Genomic DNA, 23,808 nt, shown 5'->3' with positions numbered 1-23,808 from the left:
GCACGGGCACATACTTCTCCCAATGGCACCCGCCTGAGCCGCCAGCTCCGATGTCTGCTATGCGTGGTCTCTGAGAGCATCTTTTGCGACTTCCTCGGCATCGTAGGGAGTTATCCAGTCCTCTGACCAGAGTCGTGTTATCTGCTCGGCGCGTTCTTCGGGGGTCAGATCCGAGCTGCGGTTGATTTGTCCCATCACGCGCGAGTCGCGCTGGATTCTTTGGGTCCGCTCGCGGCGCAGGCGCTCATAGAGACGCAGGCGTTCAGGCACCTGCAGAGGCTCAGCGTCTGCAAGGAGGACACCCAAAGTGACAGCGTCCTCGATGGCTTGGTTCGCGCCCTGCCCCAGGTGCGGGGTGGTGGCGTGAGCGGCATCGCCGAGCACCGCCACGCGATTGGTACTCCACGTCGACGGCTGAGGGCGGTCATAGATCCCCCAACGGAAAGTTTCCTCCATGGCGCCGATAATCTCCTGCACAGGTTGGTCCCACCCGTGGTAGTGGGCCGCGAGGGCCGAAACCTCACCCGGCGCGGACCACGAGTCCTCACCGTCGAGGTCGGTGGGGACGTACGCCACGACATTGAGCAGGCGGCCCAGCGACACGGGGTAGGTGAGAAAACTGCGGCCGGGACCAGTCCACATCTGACCCCGGCTAATGTCGATCCCACCCTTAAGTCGCTCCACGGGGACGAGGCCCCGGTATGCCATGACACCTTCGCTTGTGGGCACAACCGGCTCGGCGACGAAACCCTGCACGACCGAGTGGATGCCGTCCGCCCCGACTACTACGTCGAACCGCTCGCGCGAGCCGTCCTCAAATTCGAGCTCTACCCCGGCCGGCGTCTCAGCTAGACCCTTCAGTATTCGTCCGAACCGCACTGCATCATCGGGAAGTAAGTCTCGTAGCCCGCTTTGCAGTTCTGCCCGGTGCACCTGGTGCCCGCCCGCCGCCCACGCCCCTTGTGTCGGAACTCGCTCCCCACGCCAGGTGCGCACGATGATGTCCTCTAGTGGGAAACCCCACTGGAGGACCGGACCGTCGGCGCCGATACCTGAGAGAGCGCGAAGCCCATTCGGGGCAATACCCAAACCCGCCCCGAGGGAACGGATCTCCCGCGCCTGCTCGAACACCGTTGCCTTGAGTCCATTCGCCTGCAATGCCAGTGCTGTTGACAGGCCTCCGATCCCGGCGCCGATCACACCGACCGTCAGCTTCGCCATCTCAAACCTCTTACTCGACTCGGGTTTACTCCTCTTTTGCGAGCCCACCAACTGGCAGGTGCGCGGTCACTACCCTGCTGCGGCCGAGACGTCCTCCCACTCATTCCATTCGGCGAGTCGGGATTCGTAGTCGGCTGCCACGAATGCACGGTGCCCGCCAAGGAGGATGCGCAATGGCGGATCGGGCGCGTCCACCACCGCGAGGATCGCCTGCGCCGAGGCAGTGATGTTGCCTCCCTGATGCAGTTCGCCACTACCGCTCTGCGCACGTTCTCGTGCCGACTGATAGTCGGGGATCGTGCTCGCGGGCTTGCGCATAGAGCTGTATAACTCCGTGTCGTACGGCCCCGGCTCGATGACGGTCACCCGGATCCCGAGATGCTTCACGTCCAGCCGCAGCGCTTGGCTGAACCCTTCCACGGCCCACTTGGATGCGCTGTACAGGCTGCTGTTGGCGAAGGCCGACACTCCGCTCAGCGAGGAGACATTAAGGATGTGCCCAGCGCCTTGTGCGCGCAGAACCGGCAGCGCGGCCTGGACCACCCAGATGACTCCGAAAGTGTTCGTCTCGAATTGCGCCCGAACATCGTCCTCGCTGAGCTCTTCGGCAGCCCCGGTCAGGACGAACCCGGCATTGTTGACCACGACGTCGAGTCGTCCGAATACCTTGTGCGCGAGCGTGATACCGGCGAGTGCCGCCTGGCGATCAGTCACGTCCAACGTCACCGGTAGCGCCGCGTCGCCGAACCGCCCAACGAGATCGACGACAGCCTCTGCCTCGCGCACCGCGAGCGCAACCCGATCTCCTCGCTCCAACGCAGCCGTTGCCCATGCCCGCCCCAGGCCCCGCGACGCCCCAGTGATGAACCATGTTTTCGACAATTGCTCTGCCATAAGGCGGCCCGAACCCTTCTCGAAATGAAGCGGCACGCTAACGTCAATTCGTGGACATGTGTCCACGAATTGACGTTAGCGTTATCCTGGACATCTGTCAACGAAGCGCCGGAGGGCGGGTACATGCCGTCGAGAGCGAGCAGCACGGACCCGCGATCCATCCGTATACAGGCGAAACTGAAAGAAGCGATGCTCGATCTCTTGCGAGAGCGTCGGATCGAATCCGTCTCCGTGAGCGAGATCGCCACGCGGGCTTCAGTGAGCAGACAAGTTTTCTATCTGCACTTCACAGACCGTGATGACGTCGCGGCCTCGGCGATAATCGACAAGCTCCGGGCCGCGGTACTCGCAAACGAGGGCGACGATCCGATCCGTCGAGTTCACACACTGGTCGACGTGTCCATGAGATACGAGCCTCTGGTCCGCAACCTCCGTCCCAGTGCGGCGTCCGAGAGACTGGCGGACATCTTCCACGAACTGCTCTTGGAGATATGCGAGCCCATCGCACGAACCAGGGGCGAGCAGGACGGCTCCGCCCCCCTCGCGGACGACGAACTCGAGGCACTCACCGTGTTCCTCGCAGGCGGCCTGCGCGAAATTATCAAGTTCACCGTGAACTCCTCCAGGCCGTCGAGTCCTCCCGTATCCGCTGAGAGGGCCCACCGCATGCTCGACCGTTGCCTCGAAATCCCCCTAGCGTGACGGGCCGGCGTGGACGAAACCGCGACAGCATCTCGCATCCGGCACCGCATTTATGCAGACAACTCAAAGGATCTCCTTCGCGAACTGTTCTATGGTCGCAAGTTCTGTGCCGTCTTGTTGCGCCGGGGACCGCCCGACACCGGGGAGCGTGAGTTTGTCGTAGATGATCCTGTGTTTCACGGGATCGACGACAACGCTGCCCACGCCGAGCTCTTCGAGTCGGCACAGATCCTCGCGGATCTGTGCCACGGTGCCGATGCCCAGGGGCCGATTTTCAGCGGCAACCGTTTTCTCTGTGATGTTCAGGGTGATCCGTGGCGCGATGGCGGGCCGTTCGCGGCCCCGCGCCTCGGCGAGTTCGGCGAGGCAACGTTTGCCATCTGCGAGCGCCTCAAGTGTAGGCAACGTCGGGTGCCAAGCTGCTCCGAAACGTGCCGCGCGGCGCAAGGCGGCGTCCGACGCTCCGCCCACCTAGATTGGCGGGCCGCCAGGACGTGCGGGCGTTGGACCGGGCAACAGATCCTCGAAACGCAAGAACCTCCCTTCGAACGCCCAATCGCCCGATCAGATGCGCTGGATCGCGGCCAAATATTCGTCTGTCATCGCCCCACGGCGTGAGAAGTCGACACCGAGGGAGGCGTACTCGTCGCTCGCGCCCCCGACTCCGACACCGAGCACCACCCGGCATCGATGAGCCGGTCGATCGTGGCCACCGACCGCGCCAGGAGCAGCGGATGCCGCAAGGGCAGCACAGCCACCGTCGTCCCGATCCTGATCCGGGATGTCACTGCCGACAGGAATGACAGCGATGCGAGAACTTCGAAGAAGTCCTCATCCTAGACCTGCCGCACTTTCGCGGGCTGGGTCCCATGATCGGTGACCATGGCGTACTCGAAGCCCGGATGCGCCCGGCGTTTCCGATTTCTGGAATCCACCGCCGCTCGCCCTCGGTCTACCAGAAAGCCCCGCGAGCGCCATAGAGCATGCGCGGCTTCAGTCGTCGATTGCACCGTTGCGGAGACGAGATAGCGCTAGCCGCTTCCTGATCCGCGAAGTCCTTCGCCCCCTCTACACACGGATGTTCAGTCGGTGAAGTCAATTCGCACGGATACCGGTGCGGTCACCAACGCCTTCACCACCTGCGCGCCGATAGCGCCAAACGCTCGACTCCGCGCGACCACGTCGTCGTCCGGCCGGAACCGAGCGGTACCGCTGCGCCACCGCCTTCCTTGCCGCAGCCGAACACTCGGGTTGGCAAGGACATTGCTTCCCCAGCCGGAAGCAGTGCCATGCTGGCTTATAACCCATGCGCCCGTCGCATCGAACTGCGCCGAAACCGGAACGCGCCGCACCCGGCCGGTCCGGCGGCCGATCGTCTCCAACTCGGATGCCAACGATGTACGCAGACCAAGCTTTCCGAGCCCAAATACGGTGGGGTTGAACAGGTACCGCTCGAGGGCGCGTTCCAATCGCTGCTTCGTCGACTTTCTCTGCTGACGCCTCACTCGGCCCAGCCTTTTTCGCCCAGTGATGCTGTGCGCGTGTCTGCCCAGTGCACGACGCTCCACACGGCCAACATGATGAACCACGAGGTGGGTACGAACGCCGGTATGTAGAACGAGATAAGGCCGTTCACTCCATTGAGGGGGCCGTTGAGTGTCGTCACGGCCAGGACGGCCATGAGGTCCGCCCCGATCGTGGTCAGCCCCAACGCCTTAAGCCACGCCGGGAAAAGTCCGGACCGGGATCCGATGAGAAGAGTCGCGGCAACGTTCGGGATCCACACGACACCGAGTACGTAGGCGGAGGCAAAGGGAATGATGTGCAAGGCATGGATGATTTCATTGGACACGTGCCCATATAGCAGTGCCGGTGCGGCGGCGAGGCTGATCTCGATGAACATAGTTGTGGCAAATATGGTGTCGCTGACGACGGCAACCCAGGAGAGGACATGGTGCTTACTGGTGTCGAGATGCCAGAACAGTGCCGCGAGCACACCGATTACGGTGACCACCACGACCGCTCCGACGCCTGCCAGTGCGAGCCCGGCTTTGATCAGCACTTGGTATTTGCCGTAGAACGCGATGGTGCCGGCGAAATCACCGCCTTCTGGGAGTATCCAATGCACCACGCCGAAAAGTCCCAGTCCGACCAGGGCCAGGACGAATACAGCTAAACCGTACAGCGCGCGTGTGTTTGCGGGTTTACCAAGAAAAGACGCTAGGCGCTCAAGCCCGCGCTCGAGGGCCCCCTCTCTCGTCGACGATGAATCCGATTCTTCAACGCGGGTGTGCGATGTCACGTAATGCCTCGCTTCTGGAAATCCATGGGGCATCGTGGGCAATCCATTGCTCACACCCCTGCCGGTGCTTCAGGGCTTGACGCACACCCTTATGTGGATAATGATCCTATGCGAATAGTCGTAATATGGGAAGGGTGGTGGCGCCGTGCGCAGGATTGACCAGCGCTGGCTCGGACTCCTTAGCGAGCCCGCGCGCACTGACTAGCCCGAGGGCAGCTGTGCCCCAGTTCGAGGTGGCGGTCATCGGCGCCGGGATAGCCGGTATCTGCGCCGGCTATCGGCTACGCAAGGCGGGCATCGACAACTTTGTGATCCTGGACCGGGATGTGGACTTCGGTGGACAGTGGCGGACCAACTCGTATCCCGGAGTCGCCGTCGACATACCGTCATTCGCGTTTCAATTCACCTTCTTCCGCAATCCGGATTGGTCACGGGTCTTTGCCGAAGGCGGCGAGGTGCAGTCCTATCTGTTGCGGGCGGTCGAGCACTTCGACCTCCGCAAGCATGCGCGATTCGGGATCGAGATAGAACGCGAGGTGTGGGACGAAGAGGGCGCCTTCTGGTCCCTGCACCTGGCGGGCGGCGGAGAAATCACCGCCCGGTTCGTCATACGGGCGACCGGCTTCTTCCTGAACCGCCCCCGAGGGCGAGACCGGGATCCCGGGACAGGACCAGTACGACGGAAAGCTGATGCCGCCCAACGCCTGGGATCACGACTATGACTACACAGGCAAACGTGTGGCAGTGATTGGGACCGGCCCTAGTGCGGTACAGATCGCCCCTGAGCTCGCCAAGACAGCCGCGCAGGTCGACGTATTCCAGCGCACTGCAGTGTGGTCGATACCCAAGCCTGATTTCAGGCTGGGTCCGCAGAGTCGCAAGCTCCTTAACCACCCCCAGGTTCAGCGTCTGCTAAACCTGTTTTTGTTCAACATCATTCAGGGTGGGGCCATCCTAGCAACGAATGTTCCCGTGCCCGTGGCGAAAGTGCTCATTCCGCCTGTCGAAGCCCTACTGCGCGCTTTATACAGGCTGTGGTTGCTGATCGCGGTACGTGACCGGCACACCCGCCAACAGCTGATGCCCCAGTACGGCTTCCTCGGCAACCAGCCCACCCTGAACACCACGTTCGTGAGGTCTCTGAACAGGTCAAACACCCACCTCATCACCACGGGAATCGAACGTTTTACCAAGACGGGTCTGCGCACCATCGACGGCACTGACCACGACTACGATGTGATCGTGCCCGCCACCGGCTATCTGGTGGCCTCGGACGTCGAAGCCTTTCCCGTCGGCGCGGTGACCGGGAAGGACGGCTTTGATCTGGGCACCTTCTACCGGGAACACAAGCTCCAGGCCTTCGGTGGAGTCACACTTCCTCAGACGCCTAACCGCTGGATGCTGTTCGGTCCCTACTCGTGGACCAGCACAGGGTGGCCGGGCATGAAAGAAGAAGACACCCGTCACGCGGTCCGGGTAATCGTCGAGGCCCGCGCACGGGGTGCTCGCATCGCGGAGGTCACCCAGCAGGCACACGACCATTGGCATGAGTTGGTGGTGCGCGGAGCAAGAACCATGCGGTGGTACCTTGTGGAGCGGCAAATGGGCAAATTTAACGTCAAGCGCACGCATTTTGCCAACTCACAAAAGGACAACCCCGCGATCAGACCGTCGTTTGGTTTCCGCCAATCGCTCTGGCGTCACAGCATCCACTTCGTGCCCGCCGAAAGTTACACGTTCCGCGATTCCGCAGCGGCTCCGCTCGCTGTGGCCGAGACGACGCACGACGATTCGTTCGATACCACGGAAACACCAACAGCAGCAAGGTAGTACGTACGACGCACCCATAAGGAAAGCCACAAGAAATGCCAACTAGCTAATACTGCGAGTCGCTTAATTCAAGTGCAGCAGCCAGCGACTAGCTGACTATTTGGGTGGCGATGTGGATGCACGTGAACGGGAGCCTGAGCTGTCGATCGGAGTCCGATGTGAGGGTCGTATCGGAGTCAGCGCAACGCAACGGCTTCAAACCCCACGGATAACTCAAGGACCCGCAACGGGATCACGTATTGGAAGCCTCCGCAGTCTGCGGATGCAGCTGTCCGGCACCCTGGTGTTTCTGTTGCACAGCTCGTGTATTACAGCGGCAAGCCCATGCCCGCAGGACGATGTGCGTCCGTTCCGGATTTAGTGGGCCGTTGCGACATGGTATTTGGCCATCTTTTTCGGAAAGTTGGGGATGGATTTGTCCGGATGATGTTGGCCATTCCGTATGACGCAGAAGGGGCCGTAGTTGAGGGGCGCTGCGGTGGCGTTTCTTCAATGGCTATGTTTCGTAATCTACTCGCTGTGGGACGGTTTGGGGTCCTGCCGCTTGTTGTTTTCGCTCGGCGCATGTCGTGTTGTCGGAGGCATTGATTCGGTTCCGCATTACTGTGTTGATCAGATGCGCGACTTGGTTGATGGCGGCGCCCATTTGGGCGCCAGAGTAGAGCGCGGTCGCCGTCACAGGTGCGGTCAGGACGTTGTTCTCGAGATCATGCCTGGTCAGAAAGGGGGCCCGACCTGCCAGTACCGCCCACAATATCGTTGTGGGTGGAGGCGATCACATTGGACCGATGTGTCTTCGGTGTTCGTGGAGGTCTTGGAAGCTTCGGTGTGGCGGTGGCGGCTATCGGCTCACCGCGTTCGGGCGATACACATGGTTAGGGTCCTCCTCGAACGCTGCGCAGCGTGTGCGCTCCAGACAGGCAGCTTTCGAAGTGTGTCGCGGTAACCGCATGTCCCCCCGTTCATTGCGGGGGTTCGATCGGTAATGTCGGTCCGCCGTAGGGGGTGGGTACGGTGAACCGCCCCTGCGGCGTGGGGTTGGTGGTCCTTCCGAGATCCGCCCCTGACGGTGCGCCCGCCGCATCGTCCCCTGCTGGTCGCGGTGCGTTCTTGGCGCCGCGGATCAGAACCGCCGGATCCTCGTCCCCACAGTAGGTGTAGAGGAATGGTTCGGTGAAGGCGGCAGATGAAGCCTGCAGGCGCGGTGTCCCATAGTCACAGGCATAACGGGGGTAGAGATCCGCCGTCACCCAGATGCCGTTCTCTCGCATGACGTCGGCGTACGAATCCAGCACCGATCCGCGGTTGTTGGGGAACAGCGCGTTGATCGCCGGTACGCGCAGATAAAGAAGCTTCGAGGTGGTAGCGAGATTACCCAGCAGGGTCACCATGGTGTCCGAGTTGTCGGCGAACAGATTGTCTACCCCCGACAAGGCTTTTGGTGTTTGTTCCAGCAGGGTGCGGTAGCCGTTTTGCATCTTGTCCACGCCGCGCAGGGTGCGGCCCAGCTCGTTGGCGGTGGCTTGGATGCCCGAGTTCTTGTCGGCGGCCAAGGTGAGCACCACCCGGCTGGTCTTGAGCAGGCTGGTGGTCTCGGGCAGCACCGAATCCAGGGTGCTCAGCAAGAAGGTGCCGCCGTCGATGATCTCGGTGAGCTTGCGCGGGCCTTCCTTGCTCAGGCTCAATTCCTTCTTAATGAGCTCCAGCTTCTTGGGATCCACCTGCGCCAGCAGACCATCGGCATCAGCCAACAGCTTGGCCAACGTCACCGGCACCTGCGCACCCTCAGAGATCACGGCGCCGTCCTTGAGGAACGGGCCTTGCTGACCGGGCCCGCCCTCGAAGTTGAGGTACTGCTCACCGGCTGCCGACAAACCCGTCACGCGGACTTTCGCCGCAGTCGGAATCCGGTACCTGGATTGAATCTGGGCGGTCACATTCACACCCTGCTGGGTAATCTCGAGCGACTGCACCGTCCCAATCTTGACCCCCCGCAACGCCACATCCTGATTAGGTAACAACCCACCGGACTCCGGCAGCTGCACCATCACCCGATACGTCGAGGCAAATGGGTTGACACGCAACGCCCCCACCAACAGGTATGCCACCGCGAGCACGAGCGTTGCAGCCAACGCAAGACTCGACAAGGCCGCCTTCCGGCGGTGACCGGCACGAACTACGGCCACGATCAGGTTGGCAGCCTCGTTAATCATCTTCCGCCTCCCGCCTTCGGTACGGGCGCCACGGACGCGCTTGGGAGCCCTGGTTTGATGACGCCGGGTTCCGCCGGGCTGGGACGGACCGGGACCTCGTCGCCGTATGCGCCTTTGCCCACTACGCGCTCCTGCAGCCGCCACAAGGTGTATTTGAATGAGCCGACCAGCTGGGCCCAGTCGTACCGTTTCGGGCCGTGCGAGCCGATGTCGGCCGATGCCCCGGCATCGCCAACGGATCCCAGAACCAACTTGTCGATGCTGATCCGCAGCGACAGTGAGCTTCCCGCGGTGGACTTGATCATCGGCGGAAGCATCCGATTGATTTGGGCCAGGCTGATATTCGGGTCCTGCGCCATATCGTTCCACGCCCGCGCCACGGTGTTGGCATCCTTGATAACGCTGTGCCCGCTGGTATCGGTGCCGGCGATCGACGGGAACCTCTGCAATTGCTTAGTGACGTCGCCGATCTGCATCACTAGCTCGGACAGTTGCGCGGTGTTCGCGGCCAGAGTTGCGGTGGCCGGATCGGCTTGCTTCACGATATCCGTGAGTGTTTGGTTCTTGGCATTGATTCGGTCGGCGAACTCCGAAGTCTGCACCAGGGATTCCGATAGCTGCGACGATCGCGAATCCAGCACGTTGAGAAGATGATTGGAGTCCTTGATCAGGTCGCCCAGCGCCTGGCCCTGATCGCCGGTCGCTCTACCCAACCCGTTAACGATGTTGGTCAGATTGCGGACCGCGCCCCCGTTGGAGACCAGGGCGGCCGAGCTCAGGACGGATTCCACAGTAGCGGCAGCCCTCGTCGAGTCTAGGCCGATCGTGTCACCTTCCCGCAGGATGGGAGCGTCCAAGTACAACTCAGCAGCACCCGCGGGCGGTCGGATGGAGACGAAAACGTCGCCCAGCGGTGTGGCCGAACGCAGTTCGGCTGTGCTGCCCTTAGGAAGTCGAACGCCGTTGAGGATGCGCAGCGTGGTGATGGCGGTGTAGTTCTGCACCCGCGTGTCGTCGACCTGACCCACATCGGCACCGGCGAGCTTCACCTTGGCCTTGTCCGGCAGGTTGAGCACATTCGAGAACAAGGCCGTCAGGTGATAGCCGCCGGATCCGACACCAGGGGCCGGCAGCGGCAGATCACCCAGGCCGTTGGTCGAGCACGCCGATGTCATCAGAATGGCCATAACCGAGAGGGTCAAGGCCTTGTGTCGCGTCATCACTTCTGGCCCATCGCCGCGAGACCGTCCAGGACGTAGGTCAGCCCGAAGTCGGGGCCGTAGTCCTGTGATGTTCCAGTGCCACAGCCCAGTTGGCGCAGGCCCATCATGTTGCAGATCTCCTTGGCGGTGCCGTTGTCGAAGATCAAACGCTCGGTGAGTAACCGCACCCGCAGGGATTTGTTGTCCCGGTCAACACTGTTGTAGAGGTTCTCCAGCGCTAGGGGCGCAACATCCAAGAGCTCACCCAAATTGCGCTGTTCATCAACGGCCGCTTTCAGTGCGGTATTGCCGTTGACGACGGTCTGCTTGATGTGGTCACGGTTGGCCTCCATCACATCGCCGGCCTGCTTGATCAAGTCAGTGAGCTTGCGGCCGGTGGCACCTGTGCCCAGCGCCTCATCGTCGAGGACCTGACTGAGCTGACGAATAGACGAGGCGAACTGGCGCAACTGCGCGTCGTTGCGCGCCGCGGCATCGAACAATGAGCTGAGATTCTTGATGATGGTCGTCATCTGCTCGCGAGTGGTCACACCGCCTTCAGAGCTGAGCCGCAGCGCCCTGGCCAATTCTCCGAGACCGGTCTTAATCTTCTCGCCGTTACCGTCGGCGATCCCCGCTACGGAGTCGATGACGTCGGCAACGGGTCCCTGCCCCTTGCCGTCTCCCTTGAGCGACACCGACAACTTGTCGAATACGCCCAGCACCTGGTCGAACTCGACCGGCGTCTTCGTCTTATCCAGACCGATGGTGTCACCGTCCTTGAGCGTCGGGCCGCCGCGATACGGGGGGGTCAGCTCGACCTGGCGGTCGGTCAAAATCGAGGTCGACAAGGTGACCGCTTGCACATCGACGGGAACCTTAACTTGGTTGTCGACGGTGAACTCGACATCCACGTACCCGGACTGCGGCGTGATCTTCGTGATCTTGCCAACCGGCATACCCAGCACCGCAACGACATTCGACTCATACAACCCGGACGCACTGTCGAACTGCGCAGTCAACGTGATGTGGTCGATCTGCGATTTCACGTAGTACGCACCCGCGCCGACGACGGCAGCGGCACCGATTCCGACTGCGGCGATGATGGCAATCAGCCTGCCCTTGCCAATACTCATTTGCAGTCCTTGAAGTACTGGATCATGCCGAATTGCTTGGCACGAGAACTGATTGCGCACATCCAGGAGTCAATGACGATCCCGTTCGTGATGTTGAAGTCGATGGCGTTGCCCGTTCCCGAACTGTTGGCGACACCGCGCACCGCCACCGCGCCCGCCTGCAGAGCGTCACGGAACAAGTCGTCATGCTTGCCCAACATGCCGGAAAGCTCCTGCATCGTCTTGAGCATCTCGTCGAGCTGCGGCCGGTTCGTGATCACGATCTTGCCGAGCTGCTCGACCAGGTTGGTCAGGGCCTGCATCATGGCGTGGAAAGTGCCACGGCGCGAAACGAATTCACCAAGAAGTGCCTGGCCCTGATTGATCAGGGTGCCGACACTCGATTGTTGACTACGCAGCGTGTTAGTGATCTTCTCACTGCTCTTGAGCAGCGTGCCGAGCTGATCACGACGGTCAGCAATGATCGAAGAGAGCCTCTGGATGTTCTCCATGGCCTGCGGAACCACCTCTGGTAGACCGTCGAGCTGCTTGCCGAGAACACTGAGCGAATGTGCAACCTTATCGAAATCAACCTGTTCGAAGGTCGTCGTCACGTCCTTCAGCGTGGCCTGAAGATCGTACGGAACCTCTGTATGCGCTATGTCAATCGTCCTGTTGGGCAACGATCCGGGACCATCGGGACGCAGATCCAGGAACCTGGAGCCCAGGATCGTGGTCACCCGGATGGAGGCCTTAGTGTCCTTACCCAGGATCACATCGTCACGAACCGAAAGCCCCGCCTCGACATGGTCACCGGCGAGCCGCAGGCTCGTGATACTCCCGACCGGGATGCCCGCGACCGTGATCGGCTGACCGGGCCGCAAGGAGGCGGCCTGCACGAACTCGGCGGTGTAGCTCCTGTACCCCAGCCCAAGGGCTTTCACGAGCAGCATCACTCCAATCAGCGCGACGACCACAGTTATCGCCACTAAGCCGAGCCAGGTCTTGTTATAGGTCTCGACCGGCCGGCTCTTGAACCTCTGCCACCTCGATTGCTCAGCCATTGGCCAGGTTCCTGCATCGCGGGGTGTATTGGGCGACGTTGCCGGGCGTCGCCGCATTGACGATGATCGGCACCACATCGTTCAAACCCGGAAAAAAGCTGGTGAAATCCAGGTCGCACGCATACACATTGAGGAACGCGCCCTCATTCGACATGCGCGCCAGCCCCTTGAGCACCAACGGCAGATTGTCGCCGAAGAACGCGAGCTGCGGCTCGATGCCTACCAGGTGCTTGCCGAATCCGGGCTGGCGCCCGATCAACTCTTCCAGCGACGGATTAACCTCCTTGGTGATCGCCGACAGGCGTCGGGTCACCTGCGCCAGGGAGCCCACCGCGGATACCAGCGTCGGACGGTGAGCATCAAAGTCCGACACTATCTTTCGACTGTGGGCGATCGTGTTATCCAGGCTCTCGTTCTGCAGCGAGAGATTCCCCGCAACGGTGTTGAGGCTGGTGATCACGTTCGCCAGCGCTTGATCGCGGCCCGCGAAAGTTTCTGTCAGTCTTGATGTTTGGGTAACGAGGGTGGCGATTGAGGCGTCATCTCCCTGTAGAGATTGGATGACACCCTTGGTGAGGTTGTCGGCCTGTTCCGGATCCAGCGTAGAGAACAGCGGCTCATACCCGTTGAGCAGGGTCGTCACATCAAACGACGGATCAGTGCGCTCCACAGGGATCGTCGCCCCCTCCGGTAGAACTGTGTCGCTGTCGGAAGCGCCGGGCTTGCCGCGCGACAGACCGAGGTACCGTTGGCCGACGATGTTCTGATACGTCACCGAGGCCAGGGTGTTGCCGTACAGCTTCTGCTCGTTCTGGACGACAAAGTCGACCTTGGCCTGCTTGTTGTTGACCAACTCGATCTTCTGGACGCGCCCCACTCGCACACCGGCCATGCGCACGTCGTCACCATCGCGCAACCCGAAAACGTCGGTGAACACGGCCGAGTATGCCGTCGTATCCCCACTGATCTCGCGACGCAACGTGGCATACACCAGCCATGTCAACGCCAGAGCCACTGCCACGAAGACGGACAGCGCGATCAATAGTCGCCTGAAACTCATTCGGAAAGTTCCTTTCTAGCCATCGTGACGGTGGTGCCCCGAGCAAGGGGACCGAGTAGCAGTTGGGTGGATGAGCTCGCCGGCTTATCGGTAATGGCACTGAGCTGAGCGCGTTCGAAGGTGCTGCCGACCGGACCCACATTCCCGCCGAACGAGGCGGGCGCGACGTCCGGTTGGGGTTCCAGTAGTCCGGGGTCGGCGGTGCCGGGGACGCGCGGCACCGGCACCGGCTGCCACGGCGGCAGCGGCGGGTTGGGATCGGTCAGGCTCGGTCCGCCGGGTAGCACCACATACGGGGGCCCGACCGCGACCAGGTTTCCGTTGGGGCCCAAAACTGTTCCGCGCGGAGGCTGCAGATCTGGAGGCACCTTGTAGTTCTGTGGCAGTAGTTCTTCGGGTAAGTCAGGACGTACCACGAGCTCGGGCGCGGTAAAACAACTCGTCCCCTTCAACTCGCCATATCGCGGACAATCGGCCCGTGTGTAGTCATAGCTGGGGGTGAACGAGACGTTTACCCGTAGGTTCACGGTGTCGCGATCCCGCATCCACATGTGGTCCATGAATCTCTGCGACACATTGGTGAGCTTGCTGAACGCCGGGACGAAATTGCGGGACTTGTCCGCGAAGGAGCCGATGACGGGTGCCAGGTCGGACGTGATACCGATGAGCTGATCGGAATGGTTGTAGAAGGCCTGGTGTGCCGCGCCTATCGTGTGCAGGCCTCCGGACACAAGGCTGGTGAGCTGCTCGCGCTTCTCGACCAATGCCCGCATGGGCTGGACGGCCACGCCGAGCGAGTCCAGTAACTCCGGCGCCGACTGCTTAAGCCCTTCAGTCGCATTCAGCAGCGCCGAAACGGTAGACGCCCCCGTATCGGTCGCCACGATGGAGTTGAGCTCACCGATGAGGCGGTTCAGCTGCGCGCCCCCGGTGAGCAGCTTGACGCGGCGGTTGTCGGTAGCGGCGCCGACAGCCGCCAGGATGCCCACCGTGTTGCCGTCACGGCTGCGGCCGGTCGCGTTGAGGACGTCACGCAGCTTGCTCACCGTCGTCTGGAACAGAACGGTCGGCAGCTGGGTGTCCTCGGCGATGTGCGCCCCGCCGCGGACGGGTGCACCCGGTCCGCGGTCCACCAACTGCACCGACGACACCGCGAACACATTGCTAGGAACCACACGCGCGGTCGCGGTGTCCGGAATGGACTTGGCGTACTGCGACTTCAGGTTGATATACACGAAATTGGGCTTGCCGTCGGCTGCCGGCGTGACAACGTCAACCTCGCCGACCAGAATGCCGTGGTACTTCACATCCGATTTCCGCGGCAGACCATCACCGACATTGACAAGGTCGGCCACCACGCGAACGTAGTCGTTCAGACGCCCTGCCGACTTCAGGAGCATCAAACCGGTGAGCAACCCCGCCACGACAAACAGGGCAACACCACTAGCAAAGAGCTGTACATCGGTGGGACCACGGCCATCGGACTCGAAAGAATTTGGCATCTACCCGCCCAACCTGGCGCCCGCATCCACGCTCCACAAGGCCAGCGTGAGCAGCATGTTGACGATGATCACCAGAGTGATCGACGCGCGCATTGCATTCCCGGCGGCGATGCCTACACCCTCGGGTCCACCGCTGGCGTAGAAGCCGTAGTAGCACTGAGCGGTCGAGGCAAGCCAGACAAAGACAACCGCCTTGAGCACCGAGTAGACGATATCGATCCCGCTGACCCCAATACCGAAGTAATGCAGATACGACCCGACCGATCCGCCGCCAAGGATGCCCACCATTACCTGACAGGACAAATAGCTAATCCCGAGGCAGACCAGATACAGGGGGAGGGTGACGATGGTCGCCGCCATCAATCGAGTCGTGACCAAGAACGGAATCGGCCGAATCGCAACCGATTCCATGGCGTCGATCTCCTCGGCGATGCGCATCGAACCCAGCTGCGCGGTAAAGCGACAGCCCGCCTGCATCGCGAAAGCAAGTGACGCCACAATGGGGGCCAATTCACGAGTGCTCGCCAACGACGAAATGATTCCGGTGGCAGGACCCAAGCCCAACAGATCCAGGAAATTGTAGCCCTCAATGGCCACCAAAGCACCCGTGGTGACACCCAAAACCAGTGCAACACCGGCAGTGCCGCCACCGACTACCAGGGAGCCATTACCCCAGGCAACATCGGAAAGGTGGCGCAGGAACTCTTTCCGGTAGTGGCGCAACGCAATCGGAACACCGACGATCGCGCGCACGAAGAACGCGACCATGTGCCCGGATCTACCGATCGAGCGGAAGGCCTGCCTGGACCCAATAACGAAAGATCTTCTCATCCGAGGGAGATGCCTCGATACGCTCATATCAGAGCCCCATTCGAGGGAACAGCATGTTGTACAGCTGGCTGATGGCGAGGTTGACCGTCATCAGCAGCAGGATCGATTCCACGACCGCCGCATTCACCGAGTTGGCGACACCGATCGGGCCGCCCTTGGTCGACAGACCCTTCTGGCAGGCCACCACCGCCACGATGGCGCCGTAGATCACCGCCTTCATGAGGGCGAGCGTCATATCGCCCGGGCTCGCGAACGACGCGAAGGTTGACACGAAGCTGCCCGGCGCGCCGCTTTGCCAATACACATTGAACAGATAGGCACCAAGGAAGCCGACGAAACACACCACACCCGTCAGCGTGACCGCGATCATGATGGCCGCGCCGAAACGGGGCACGACAAGCCGACGGATCACCGAGACACCCATGACCTCCATAGCGTCGGTCTCCTCACGCATGGTGCGCGAGCCGAGGTCGGCGGTGATCGCCGAACCCACCGCCGATGCCATGAGAATCGCGGCCACCAGGGAGGCGGCCTGCCGGATGATCGCGATACCACTGGCCGCACCGGCCAGTGATGTCGCACCGACCTGCCCGGCGAGCAGTGCGAACTGAATGGAGAGCGTGACACCGATGGGCAGGGTGACCAGGATGACGGGCACGACGGCGGTGCCGGCCTGGAAGGCGCCCTGCCTGACGAACTCCTGCCACTGGAACTGGCCGGTGAACAGGTCGATGAAGAACCACTGGATGGTGCGGACACCGAGCACGAACTGCTCGCCGACGGTCTCGAGGGATTCCAGCGGGTGCCGCTTGACGTATCCGGTCGTCCAATCCTGGATCGCCGCAACGCCATCAGTGGCGGCGCGGCGACCGTCCTGCGTCGTCATTGCGCCTGCGAGTCTCTGTGGACAGCTATCAATCCCGTAGTGGCAGCGACTAGCGGAAAGAAGCGGAGGTCAGCTAACATCCAGAGCAGTCCGCGACTTACCGCTGACGCGCATATTTTGAACGGGTTCCAACCGGTCGTCGCGCGTCGCTTCGACGCCACGTCAGAATCAACCAAAGTTTTTGCACCGCAACGAGATTCTCGACGAACAGATCCGCCGTCGCCCGCGGAAACACCGCAGACGACTCCCGGCAACATAGCCCTCATGCTCGACTCCACAAACACCTCCCATCGCCGGCTATCACTACCTAAGGGCTGGAAAGTAACGTAATTGGAAGTTTAATGCAATCCGGATAGCACTCATATCTCTTCAACACCGAGATGGTGACCATGACACTCCCTGCAGCTCGAACTATCCAAGTAGTATCGCTTCTCGGATTGTGCAGCAATACAAACTAAAGTCCCTTTTTTGAGCGGGCAGCGGTAGCTGGCCGCACACGGTGGTGCAACAAGGTCTCGTGTGTCGATCTGCACTCTCTCCGAGTGCGGGCTTGGCATGCTGCAGCGCGCACCACCCGCTGAGAGGAGCTCAACCAGTCTTTGTTGTTGCTGTCCGCGGCCGCAGATCACTTATCCAAGAGCTGATTTGGGTGCTTTTTCGCACAGGACCGAATGGTCGACTCGCTAGCCGAAGAACTGTTCCAGCAGCGCCATGCCGAGCGTCAGATGCAGCTTCCCCAAGGCCAGGTCAATCTTGGATGTCATACTGAAAGGCCCTCATCCGACCACTAGCACGGCGATGGCCATCAAGATGCGGAAATGAAGGCCGAATCCCTAGCTGACTATGAGTACCCGAGAGTGGCCAACTAAGCCCGGAACGGACGAAGTGCTCAGGGCGTTGCGTACGATATTTACTTAAGCAGCGCAAACTGTTGTCCGGTGTGCGGACTATCGGTGATACGGTGCACCGCCGCTACGGATAGTGCGACTACGTCCTGTGGGAGCCGTAGGCATCTCCATTCATTCATTGTGGTTCGAGGAGGACGCTGTAACTGGCGGATGCGTTCCTAAAGGAGCCGTTGTATGTTGCCGAACGAGAAGTCCGTCTCTTTGGTTCTCCCCCAGTAACCGCGGCCGACGTTGTTGCCGCCAACCAGAACTCCCCGACCTCACCGTCGGCCAGCTCCTCATCGGCATTGGGTTGACGATCACCGCCCATTGGTAGCCTGGAATCTTGCCGCAGGACACCTGCGAGACCGCGTTCTCGCGATCCGCGTACCCATTACCAAGCCCCACAGACCGGCCGGACACAGAGATACATGGGAACGCGCGAACGTCGAGTTACACGTGCCTCACCTGGAAGACTTTGGGACTGGCGTTGCGTGCACACACCGCTGAACAACTCCCAGCCCAGTGGAATATTCACTGCCAGCTCGTATCTCATGGACGTGACACGAAAACTTGACATTACTGTCACCGGCCTTGATGCCCGCTACAAACAACAGCGGATCCTGCTGCACAAAGCCATATAGATCAACAAATTCAGCCTCCTGCGTGTGTGCCCTATACGGTCCGCGGCTTGGGCGGCACCACGCCATTAACGGCGCAGGACCGTGCACCGGTGGAGTCGCTATGCACGACAAGGCATTTGGCCGGCAGCTTCGAGTGACTCACAAACGTTGACAGACCAGTGTTGCCATCGCTCTTGTCCTACAAGGAGCAGGACCTCCTTGTAGGAACTGTAGTAACGACGCACCGCAGAACGGTGGATACCGGCACGATCGGCTAGCTCATTCAAAGTCACCGACGACACTCCCACTTCAGATGCTAACGAACGAGCGGCGTCGAGCATCGCAGCCGCTCGCTCGCGTTTGTGTTCAGCTGTTCGCGCACGTTGGAAAGTCGACTCCCGCACAAGTTGACGGTAACTCAACACGCAGTAGCCAGCTCGAAAAGGGCTCGCCGGCACGCATGGCGAATAAGAGCAGAGGCTGATGCGCCCCTGAAACGTCGGTGAGTAGGCATGTCCCCAGCACTCAACAACACCCCTAGACCGCACCCTCTACCGACGCATGACCGCGCATAGTCCTATCCGCCTACACGCCGTCATGATCAGATTCACATTGCGCCGCAACGCCGTAGGCCAATATCTGCCACCCGCGCAGTCAAAATCATCGACGTATAAACGGGCACACGTCCATCCACCGCCCACTCACTAATCCCATTGCCTCACCCCGGCAACAAGAACAACACCACCGACTCGCCGCCAACCGTCATCTAAAACGCCTCACCGACCCAGCAGAGTTTCGACACCTATTCACATAGGTCCCAACGACGGCGTCGCCTGCGAAGGCGCAGCCTGCCTATCGCGCTCGTATCCACTACCTTCGAATTTTCCTGCAGTAGTATGCAATTCGTGTAGTCACGACATCGATATTGCCCTCACGAAGCATTCGGGCGGGCGCCCCACATCCAGGGCCGGGTTCAGGTCCTGGAACCAGACCAGCGCCAGCGAACCACACCACCGCTGCGGCGGTGCCAGGTCGCCGCCCGAAGGCATCCGCGGAGCCGACGGCGCGGGCGATGGCAGCGAAGTTCTCGCCAGCTCATCAAGGAGCGGGTCAGCTGCTAGTGCTATCTGCCGGTGGGCGAGGTGATTCACCGCCTACGAGCCCGCTAAAGCAGCTGGTCCGGCGCAAGTTTTCAGCGTCGGTTTTGGAGGATGGCCTCCATGTTGTGTTCAGCAAGCGCGGTGACTGTCATAAAGGGGTTGCACCCGAGGTAGCCCGGAATCAAAGACGCGTCATTAACATATAGGTTCTGGTATCCCTTAAGGCGTCCATAGCTGTCGGTGGCTTTGCCTCGAACGCATCCACCCATGGGGTGCACGGTGTTGGCAGCAAAGGCGCTACCTTCGAACAGATCCTCGCGGTAGTCGACCCCGTTGGCGCCGGTAAGGCTATCGAATACAGCATGAGCCTTCTCGAACAGATGGTCTGTATGCGCCTGGGGCCAGTTAACAGTGACGGTGTCGGATTCTCGGTCGTAGGTGATCTCAGCTCGGTCATCGGTTTTCACCATGGCGTAGTAGGCCAGGGCATGTGTCTCGACAGCGAGCGGAATGGAGAAGATCGTGGCGAATACCGGGTTGGACGGATCGTAGCGCCCGTCAATGTTGATCAAGCCCATGATCGACTGATGGGTTCCAGCCGGGTCGCTTTCCTTGAGCATGTGGGCGACCATGACATCGCCATTGTTTCCGTAGCCGCATCCAATCTCGTCGCTAAGATCAGGCAACGCACCCGTGTCGCGTGCCTGCAGGAGGAGTTTTACGGTGCCGAGCACCCCAGCGTTCAGATACAGGTGTTCGCAACCAATCTCCCGCTGGCCCAGCATCTTGCCCCAGCGGTCAATCGTTCGGGTGGATACCACCCATTCGCCATCTGGCTCGCGCCTGATTGCGGTTACTTCGGTTAGCGCGCGGACCAAGACATTGCCTGTGGCTTGCGCTGCGGCCAGGTACGTTCGGTCGACGCTGCCGACACGACCATAGTTGTTGCCGAACTGCTGCTCCAGGGCCAGCGCAGATCTCGGGACTTGCCCCGCGTCTTCTCGTTCCATGTATTCGAAACTGTAGGCACTACCGGTGTAGTCAATCGAGTACCCGGCATTTGCAGCGTATTGTCTTGCAACCCGGGCATATTGGTACCAGTGTGTCTGCTCAAACCAGGACATGTCCCGGTGACTGATGCGCAACATGTCTTCAGCTCGGCGCATGTACTTGCGGAGGAATTGCACAGTATCTATATCGGGAAATGCTTCTCGCACCTGTGCTGGAGTTGGTATGGCTGCGACGGCGGCGTTAACCATCGACCCACCGCCTACCGCGATGCCACGAAAGATGCTGTGGGCGCCGTGAACTGATTTCTCGCAGATACCGGCCTGCACGGGCTGTTTGGTTTGAGTGTGTCTAGCGACATCGGCCATGGAAAATCCCATATAACTTGGCACGATGCTAGGCGCTACCGGCGTGAACCAGCCGGCTCGGTTATCACACGGAAGTACCTTCGAGAAACGGCTCCCGTCAGCGTCGGGCGTGTCCCAAAGTCTGCCCTTCTCCAGCACTAGCGTACGCACACCCGCCTGTCCAAGCCGTAGGGCGCTGACGCCCCCGCCGTATCCACTGCCGACAACGATTGCCTGGTAATGGCTGCGTGTCAGCTCTCGCCGACCGCTCAGTCCGACCGCTGAGATGCCAACACCAGCGGTCATGGCCAAGAAAGCCCTGCGGGAGGTCACCCGCATCAGCAGCTCACCCCTCGTTGCCATCGGCAACCTCTGGTGCATGCCTCTCGTTGTCAACGAGCCGATGACGAATCGCGGCCCGTAAACGCAGCGCGTCAACAAAACTGGGGTCGAGCCGCAGCGCCTGGTCCACCGCATCGTGCGCTATGCGGTACTTGCAGGCATTACTCAAGACCCATGCGTAGGTGTAGTAGCTGATTGGCTCACTCGGTGCATACGTGACGGCATTCATCGCGCTCTCGATGGCTAGGTGCTGTGAACCCTGGTTGGCATACGCATAGGCGATTACTCTCCAAGCCAGAGCGTCAGTCGAGCGGGCAGCTACTGCGCTCTCTGCTAGCCGCAGCGCTTCAACATCGCGCCCCGCTGCTAGCGCCGCCGCTGCTTCGCTCGCCGGTGATTCCTTGTTCATGTCGTGCTGTCTTTTTCCACTCATACTCAGCGCCGGCTTCGAGGGGGCAGGCCGACGAGTTCGATGTTGCCGTTGTAGTGACGCAGGACCCTGGGGTCCATCACCTTTCGCCACACAGGCGGAAACATTGCCAACAACAACATTGTCCCGTAGCCCCGGGGCAGTTGCGGCGCCTCCTCGGTATGGCGAAGTACCTGGTAGCGGCGTACGGGGTGTGCGTGATGATCCGAGTGTCGCTGCAGATGAAACAGAAAGACATTGGCAATGACTGTGTTGCTGTTCCAGCTGTGCGATGGCCGGACCCGCTCGTACCTACCGTCAGTAAGTTTTTGGCGGCGCAACCCGTAGTGCTCGAGATAGTTCACTGACTCCAGCAGACAGAACCCGAAGATCGCCTGGCCGATCAGCCAAGGCGTAACCACCGGCCCAAACCACAGAAGCAAGACCGCGAATAGCACGACTGTCATAAGCCAGGCATTGAGGATGTCGTTGCCCAGGGACCATCGCGACCGGCCCATTCTCTTATACCGACCGCTCTCGATCGCCCACGCGGAGCGAAGACTGCCAGACACCGACCGCGGAATGAATCTATAAAGGCTCTCGCCGAACCTCGAAGTGGCGGGATCCTCAGGCGTCGCTACCCGGGCGTGATGCCCACGGTTGTGCTCGATGAAAAAGTGCCCGTACCCGGTTTGCGCGAGAGCAATTTTACTGAGCCACTTCTCGGTGTTGACGCGCTTGTGGCCCAGTTCATGGGCTGTATTGATACCGATTCCGCCGATTGTTCCGACAGTCAGCATCAATCCGGTCTTATCGATCCAGGTCATTGTCAGCCAACCCCCGCCGCTCCAAAACCAGCAGGCAAGGATGAGCGATAGGTACTGGTTGGGTAGGTAAAGATACGTCGCAATTCGGTAGAACAGGTCATGTTCTAGCCATTCCAGGACGGCCTCGGGCGGATTCTCACGGTCGGAGCCCGCGATCTCGTCGCAGATGGGGATGATCACGAAGACCAAGATCGGCCCTAGCCACCAAAACAGGGTCACGCCGCTGATCTTGACAAGTAGCCAGGATAGAGCCACAAGCCCCGGGACGATAAGACCCAGTAGCCACAAGATCCGCTTCGGATCTCGCCAGCTCCCCGTGGGGTCGCAGGCTGGTCGCCGTTCCCGGCTATCGAATGACATTACTCGCATCGTTACTCCTCCAAGTCCCCCGACTTGCCATACCAGCTACTAAATATAGATTGCTCATACTCGATCGGCAATACACACTTTCTGCGAGGCATGACCGACAGAGCGGTCCAGCCCGGAGTGAAGGAGGATCCAGATGGCAGGCGCCCAGTGCCCCGAATGCGGGTATCGGTATAACGAAACCACTGGTCATCCGCGTGAAGGATTTCCACCCGGAACCCCGTGGGCCGATATTCCAGTCGATTGGAATTGCCCAGACTGCGGCGTGCGCGACAAAACAGATTTTCTGGTTCAGTAATGAACCTCACAGGAGCTCCAACGGAGAATGGGAAGCTTCCTGAAAAGAACACCTTTGTAATTAGTTCAGAAGAAAACAGAACGTAGTTCGCGTGATGACGCGCACGGAATGCTCCGCGCTATCGCGGGGCGTCATCCAGGGAAATCGCCGTGATGCCGCGGCAGGCTCAACTCAACAATCTTTTCAACGACGCGTAAGAGAATGCGGTGCTCACGGCGGCGGGTATCTAACCCGCCTACCACGGCCTCAACGAGAGTCCCACTACCATGAGATATTAACTTGCACTTGACATTCCAATGCTGATGTTGTCCTCTGCCAGCGTATGTGCGCACGGCCAGTTCCAGTAGTAGCTCCGGCTCCACTGCCGTGACTTCACCTTCGTGCAACCCCGAATATTGGGTACCCAGCAAAGGCAAACAGTCAACCCAAAATCGGTTTCCTACGCGTGGCACGAAACCGCTTGAACTTATGTACCAATAGGACGGATTTGTGACTACTTCCCACATAAACATTGCGGGAAGCTCGGAATTAACTTTCACCGTGGTCATTAGTCGATTTCATAGGGATACATTAAGTATGTCTACGTTGGACAAAAGACGGGATCTATAAACCGCTACATAATGTAACAAGCCTGACCGCGTCTGTGCAATCGTCCTCTTGACCGACTTTGACACTCACCAGAAGGTGGACTACCTGTCAACCGTTTGGTGGACGTTGGACTCGCATGCGCCATGTATAACTTGCGATGTCAGCACGAAGTTCCGTGCGATCACATAGAC

21 protein-coding genes and 2 pseudogenes are annotated in these 23,808 nt (G+C 60.5%); 4 read left to right on the top strand and 19 right to left on the bottom strand.

What is annotated here, in order from left to right:
• Positions 1–57 precede the first annotated feature (57 nt).
• On the bottom strand, positions 58–1,221 hold the full coding sequence (locus HBA99_RS04665) for an FAD-dependent oxidoreductase (RefSeq protein ID WP_234796924.1): 1,164 nt from the start codon (positions 1,219–1,221) through the stop codon (positions 58–60).
• Positions 1,222–1,290: 69 nt separating this feature from the next.
• On the bottom strand, positions 1,291–2,115 hold the full coding sequence (locus tag HBA99_RS04660; protein ID WP_070926614.1) for an SDR family NAD(P)-dependent oxidoreductase: 825 nt from the start codon (positions 2,113–2,115) through the stop codon (positions 1,291–1,293).
• Between the two features lie 24 nt (positions 2,116–2,139).
• On the opposite strand from HBA99_RS04660, the gene HBA99_RS04655 reads away from it, so the two are divergent.
• Positions 2,140–2,817 (top strand): TetR/AcrR family transcriptional regulator, encoded by a 678-nt coding sequence (locus HBA99_RS04655; protein WP_070951499.1) that lies wholly within the window; start codon positions 2,140–2,142, stop codon positions 2,815–2,817.
• A gap of 63 nt (positions 2,818–2,880) precedes the next feature.
• Here the strand turns inward: HBA99_RS04655 and HBA99_RS04650 are convergent, their stop codons facing one another.
• The 4 genes from HBA99_RS04650 to HBA99_RS04635 form a co-directional block, all read right to left on the bottom strand.
• Entirely contained in the window at positions 2,881–3,222 is a 342-nt protein-coding gene (locus HBA99_RS04650) for a hypothetical protein (protein ID WP_131822806.1), read from the bottom strand.
• Between the two features lie 194 nt (positions 3,223–3,416).
• Positions 3,417–3,605 carry an LLM class flavin-dependent oxidoreductase gene (locus HBA99_RS04645; RefSeq protein ID WP_199253004.1) on the bottom strand — a complete coding sequence of 63 codons (189 nt, stop codon included), beginning with the start codon at positions 3,603–3,605 and terminating at the stop codon, positions 3,417–3,419.
• Positions 3,606–3,899: 294 nt separating this feature from the next.
• Complete coding sequence (locus tag HBA99_RS04640; protein ID WP_070926181.1) at positions 3,900–4,322, bottom strand: nitroreductase family deazaflavin-dependent oxidoreductase; 423 nt, start codon at positions 4,320–4,322, stop codon at positions 3,900–3,902.
• Positions 4,319–4,948 carry a hypothetical protein gene (locus tag HBA99_RS04635; RefSeq protein WP_070951501.1) on the bottom strand — a complete coding sequence of 210 codons (630 nt, stop codon included), beginning with the start codon at positions 4,946–4,948 and terminating at the stop codon, positions 4,319–4,321. Before HBA99_RS04635 ends, HBA99_RS04640 begins: the two co-directional genes overlap by 4 nt.
• 389 nt (positions 4,949–5,337) lie before the next feature.
• Between HBA99_RS04635 and HBA99_RS04630 the strand changes: the two genes are divergently transcribed.
• Positions 5,338–5,841: an NAD(P)-binding protein gene (locus HBA99_RS04630; RefSeq protein WP_070951502.1), complete on the top strand. Its 504-nt coding sequence runs from the start codon at positions 5,338–5,340 to the stop codon at positions 5,839–5,841.
• Entirely contained in the window at positions 5,810–6,949 is a 1,140-nt protein-coding gene (locus tag HBA99_RS04625; protein ID WP_070951503.1) for a flavin-containing monooxygenase, read from the top strand. Before HBA99_RS04630 ends, HBA99_RS04625 begins: the two co-directional genes overlap by 32 nt.
• 962 nt (positions 6,950–7,911) lie before the next feature.
• On the opposite strand, the gene HBA99_RS04620 is transcribed toward HBA99_RS04625, so the two are convergent.
• The 13 genes and pseudogenes from HBA99_RS04620 to HBA99_RS04565 all read right to left on the bottom strand — a co-directional run bounded on the left by HBA99_RS04620 (position 7,912) and on the right by HBA99_RS04565 (position 22,734).
• Positions 7,912–9,162, bottom strand: a complete 1,251-nt coding sequence (locus HBA99_RS04620; protein WP_070951504.1) for an MlaD family protein — start codon at positions 9,160–9,162, stop codon at positions 7,912–7,914.
• Positions 9,159–10,349 carry an MlaD family protein gene (locus HBA99_RS04615; RefSeq protein WP_081347623.1) on the bottom strand — a complete coding sequence of 397 codons (1,191 nt, stop codon included), beginning with the start codon at positions 10,347–10,349 and terminating at the stop codon, positions 9,159–9,161. Before HBA99_RS04615 ends, HBA99_RS04620 begins: the two co-directional genes overlap by 4 nt.
• 32 nt (positions 10,350–10,381) lie before the next feature.
• Entirely contained in the window at positions 10,382–11,500 is a 1,119-nt protein-coding gene (locus HBA99_RS04610; RefSeq protein ID WP_070951506.1) for an MCE family protein, read from the bottom strand.
• Positions 11,497–12,543: an MlaD family protein gene (locus HBA99_RS04605; protein ID WP_070951507.1), complete on the bottom strand. Its 1,047-nt coding sequence runs from the start codon at positions 12,541–12,543 to the stop codon at positions 11,497–11,499. Before HBA99_RS04605 ends, HBA99_RS04610 begins: the two co-directional genes overlap by 4 nt.
• Positions 12,536–13,603 (bottom strand): MlaD family protein, encoded by a 1,068-nt coding sequence (locus HBA99_RS04600; protein WP_070951508.1) that lies wholly within the window; start codon positions 13,601–13,603, stop codon positions 12,536–12,538. Before HBA99_RS04600 ends, HBA99_RS04605 begins: the two co-directional genes overlap by 8 nt.
• Positions 13,600–15,105, bottom strand: coding sequence for an MlaD family protein (locus tag HBA99_RS04595; protein WP_070951509.1), 1,506 nt, complete (start codon positions 15,103–15,105; stop codon positions 13,600–13,602). The genes HBA99_RS04600 and HBA99_RS04595 overlap by 4 nt, the downstream gene beginning before the upstream one ends.
• Positions 15,106–15,936 (bottom strand): MlaE family ABC transporter permease, encoded by an 831-nt coding sequence (locus HBA99_RS04590; RefSeq protein WP_420063454.1) that lies wholly within the window; start codon positions 15,934–15,936, stop codon positions 15,106–15,108.
• A gap of 28 nt (positions 15,937–15,964) precedes the next feature.
• The gene (locus HBA99_RS04585) at positions 15,965–16,822 is read right to left on the bottom strand and encodes an MlaE family ABC transporter permease (RefSeq protein ID WP_070951511.1); all 858 of its coding nucleotides are present in this window, start codon (positions 16,820–16,822) and stop codon (positions 15,965–15,967) included.
• A gap of 1,084 nt (positions 16,823–17,906) precedes the next feature.
• Positions 17,907–18,111: pseudogene (locus HBA99_RS25075) on the bottom strand (fatty-acid--CoA ligase); the annotation flags it as partial.
• Positions 18,112–18,472: 361 nt separating this feature from the next.
• A pseudogene (locus tag HBA99_RS04580) lies at positions 18,473–18,736 on the bottom strand (TetR/AcrR family transcriptional regulator); the annotation flags it as partial.
• 788 nt (positions 18,737–19,524) lie between these two features.
• Entirely contained in the window at positions 19,525–20,808 is a 1,284-nt protein-coding gene (locus tag HBA99_RS04575) for a GMC oxidoreductase (protein ID WP_234798052.1), read from the bottom strand.
• 325 nt (positions 20,809–21,133) lie between these two features.
• Entirely contained in the window at positions 21,134–21,538 is a 405-nt protein-coding gene (locus HBA99_RS04570; protein ID WP_131822719.1) for a hypothetical protein, read from the bottom strand.
• A 26-nt stretch (positions 21,539–21,564) separates the two neighbouring features.
• The gene (locus tag HBA99_RS04565) at positions 21,565–22,734 is read right to left on the bottom strand and encodes an alkane 1-monooxygenase (RefSeq protein WP_081347625.1); all 1,170 of its coding nucleotides are present in this window, start codon (positions 22,732–22,734) and stop codon (positions 21,565–21,567) included.
• A 133-nt stretch (positions 22,735–22,867) separates the two neighbouring features.
• Here HBA99_RS04565 and HBA99_RS04560 point away from each other — a divergent pair, with 133 nt between their 5' ends.
• Complete coding sequence (locus HBA99_RS04560; RefSeq protein WP_081336265.1) at positions 22,868–23,029, top strand: rubredoxin; 162 nt, start codon at positions 22,868–22,870, stop codon at positions 23,027–23,029.
• Positions 23,030–23,808 lie beyond the last annotated feature (779 nt).

This window comes from Mycobacteroides chelonae (assembly GCF_016767715.1).
GTDB classification, from domain to species: domain Bacteria; phylum Actinomycetota; class Actinomycetes; order Mycobacteriales; family Mycobacteriaceae; genus Mycobacterium; species Mycobacterium gwanakae.
This window is presented reverse-complemented; position numbering and strand designations above follow the sequence as displayed.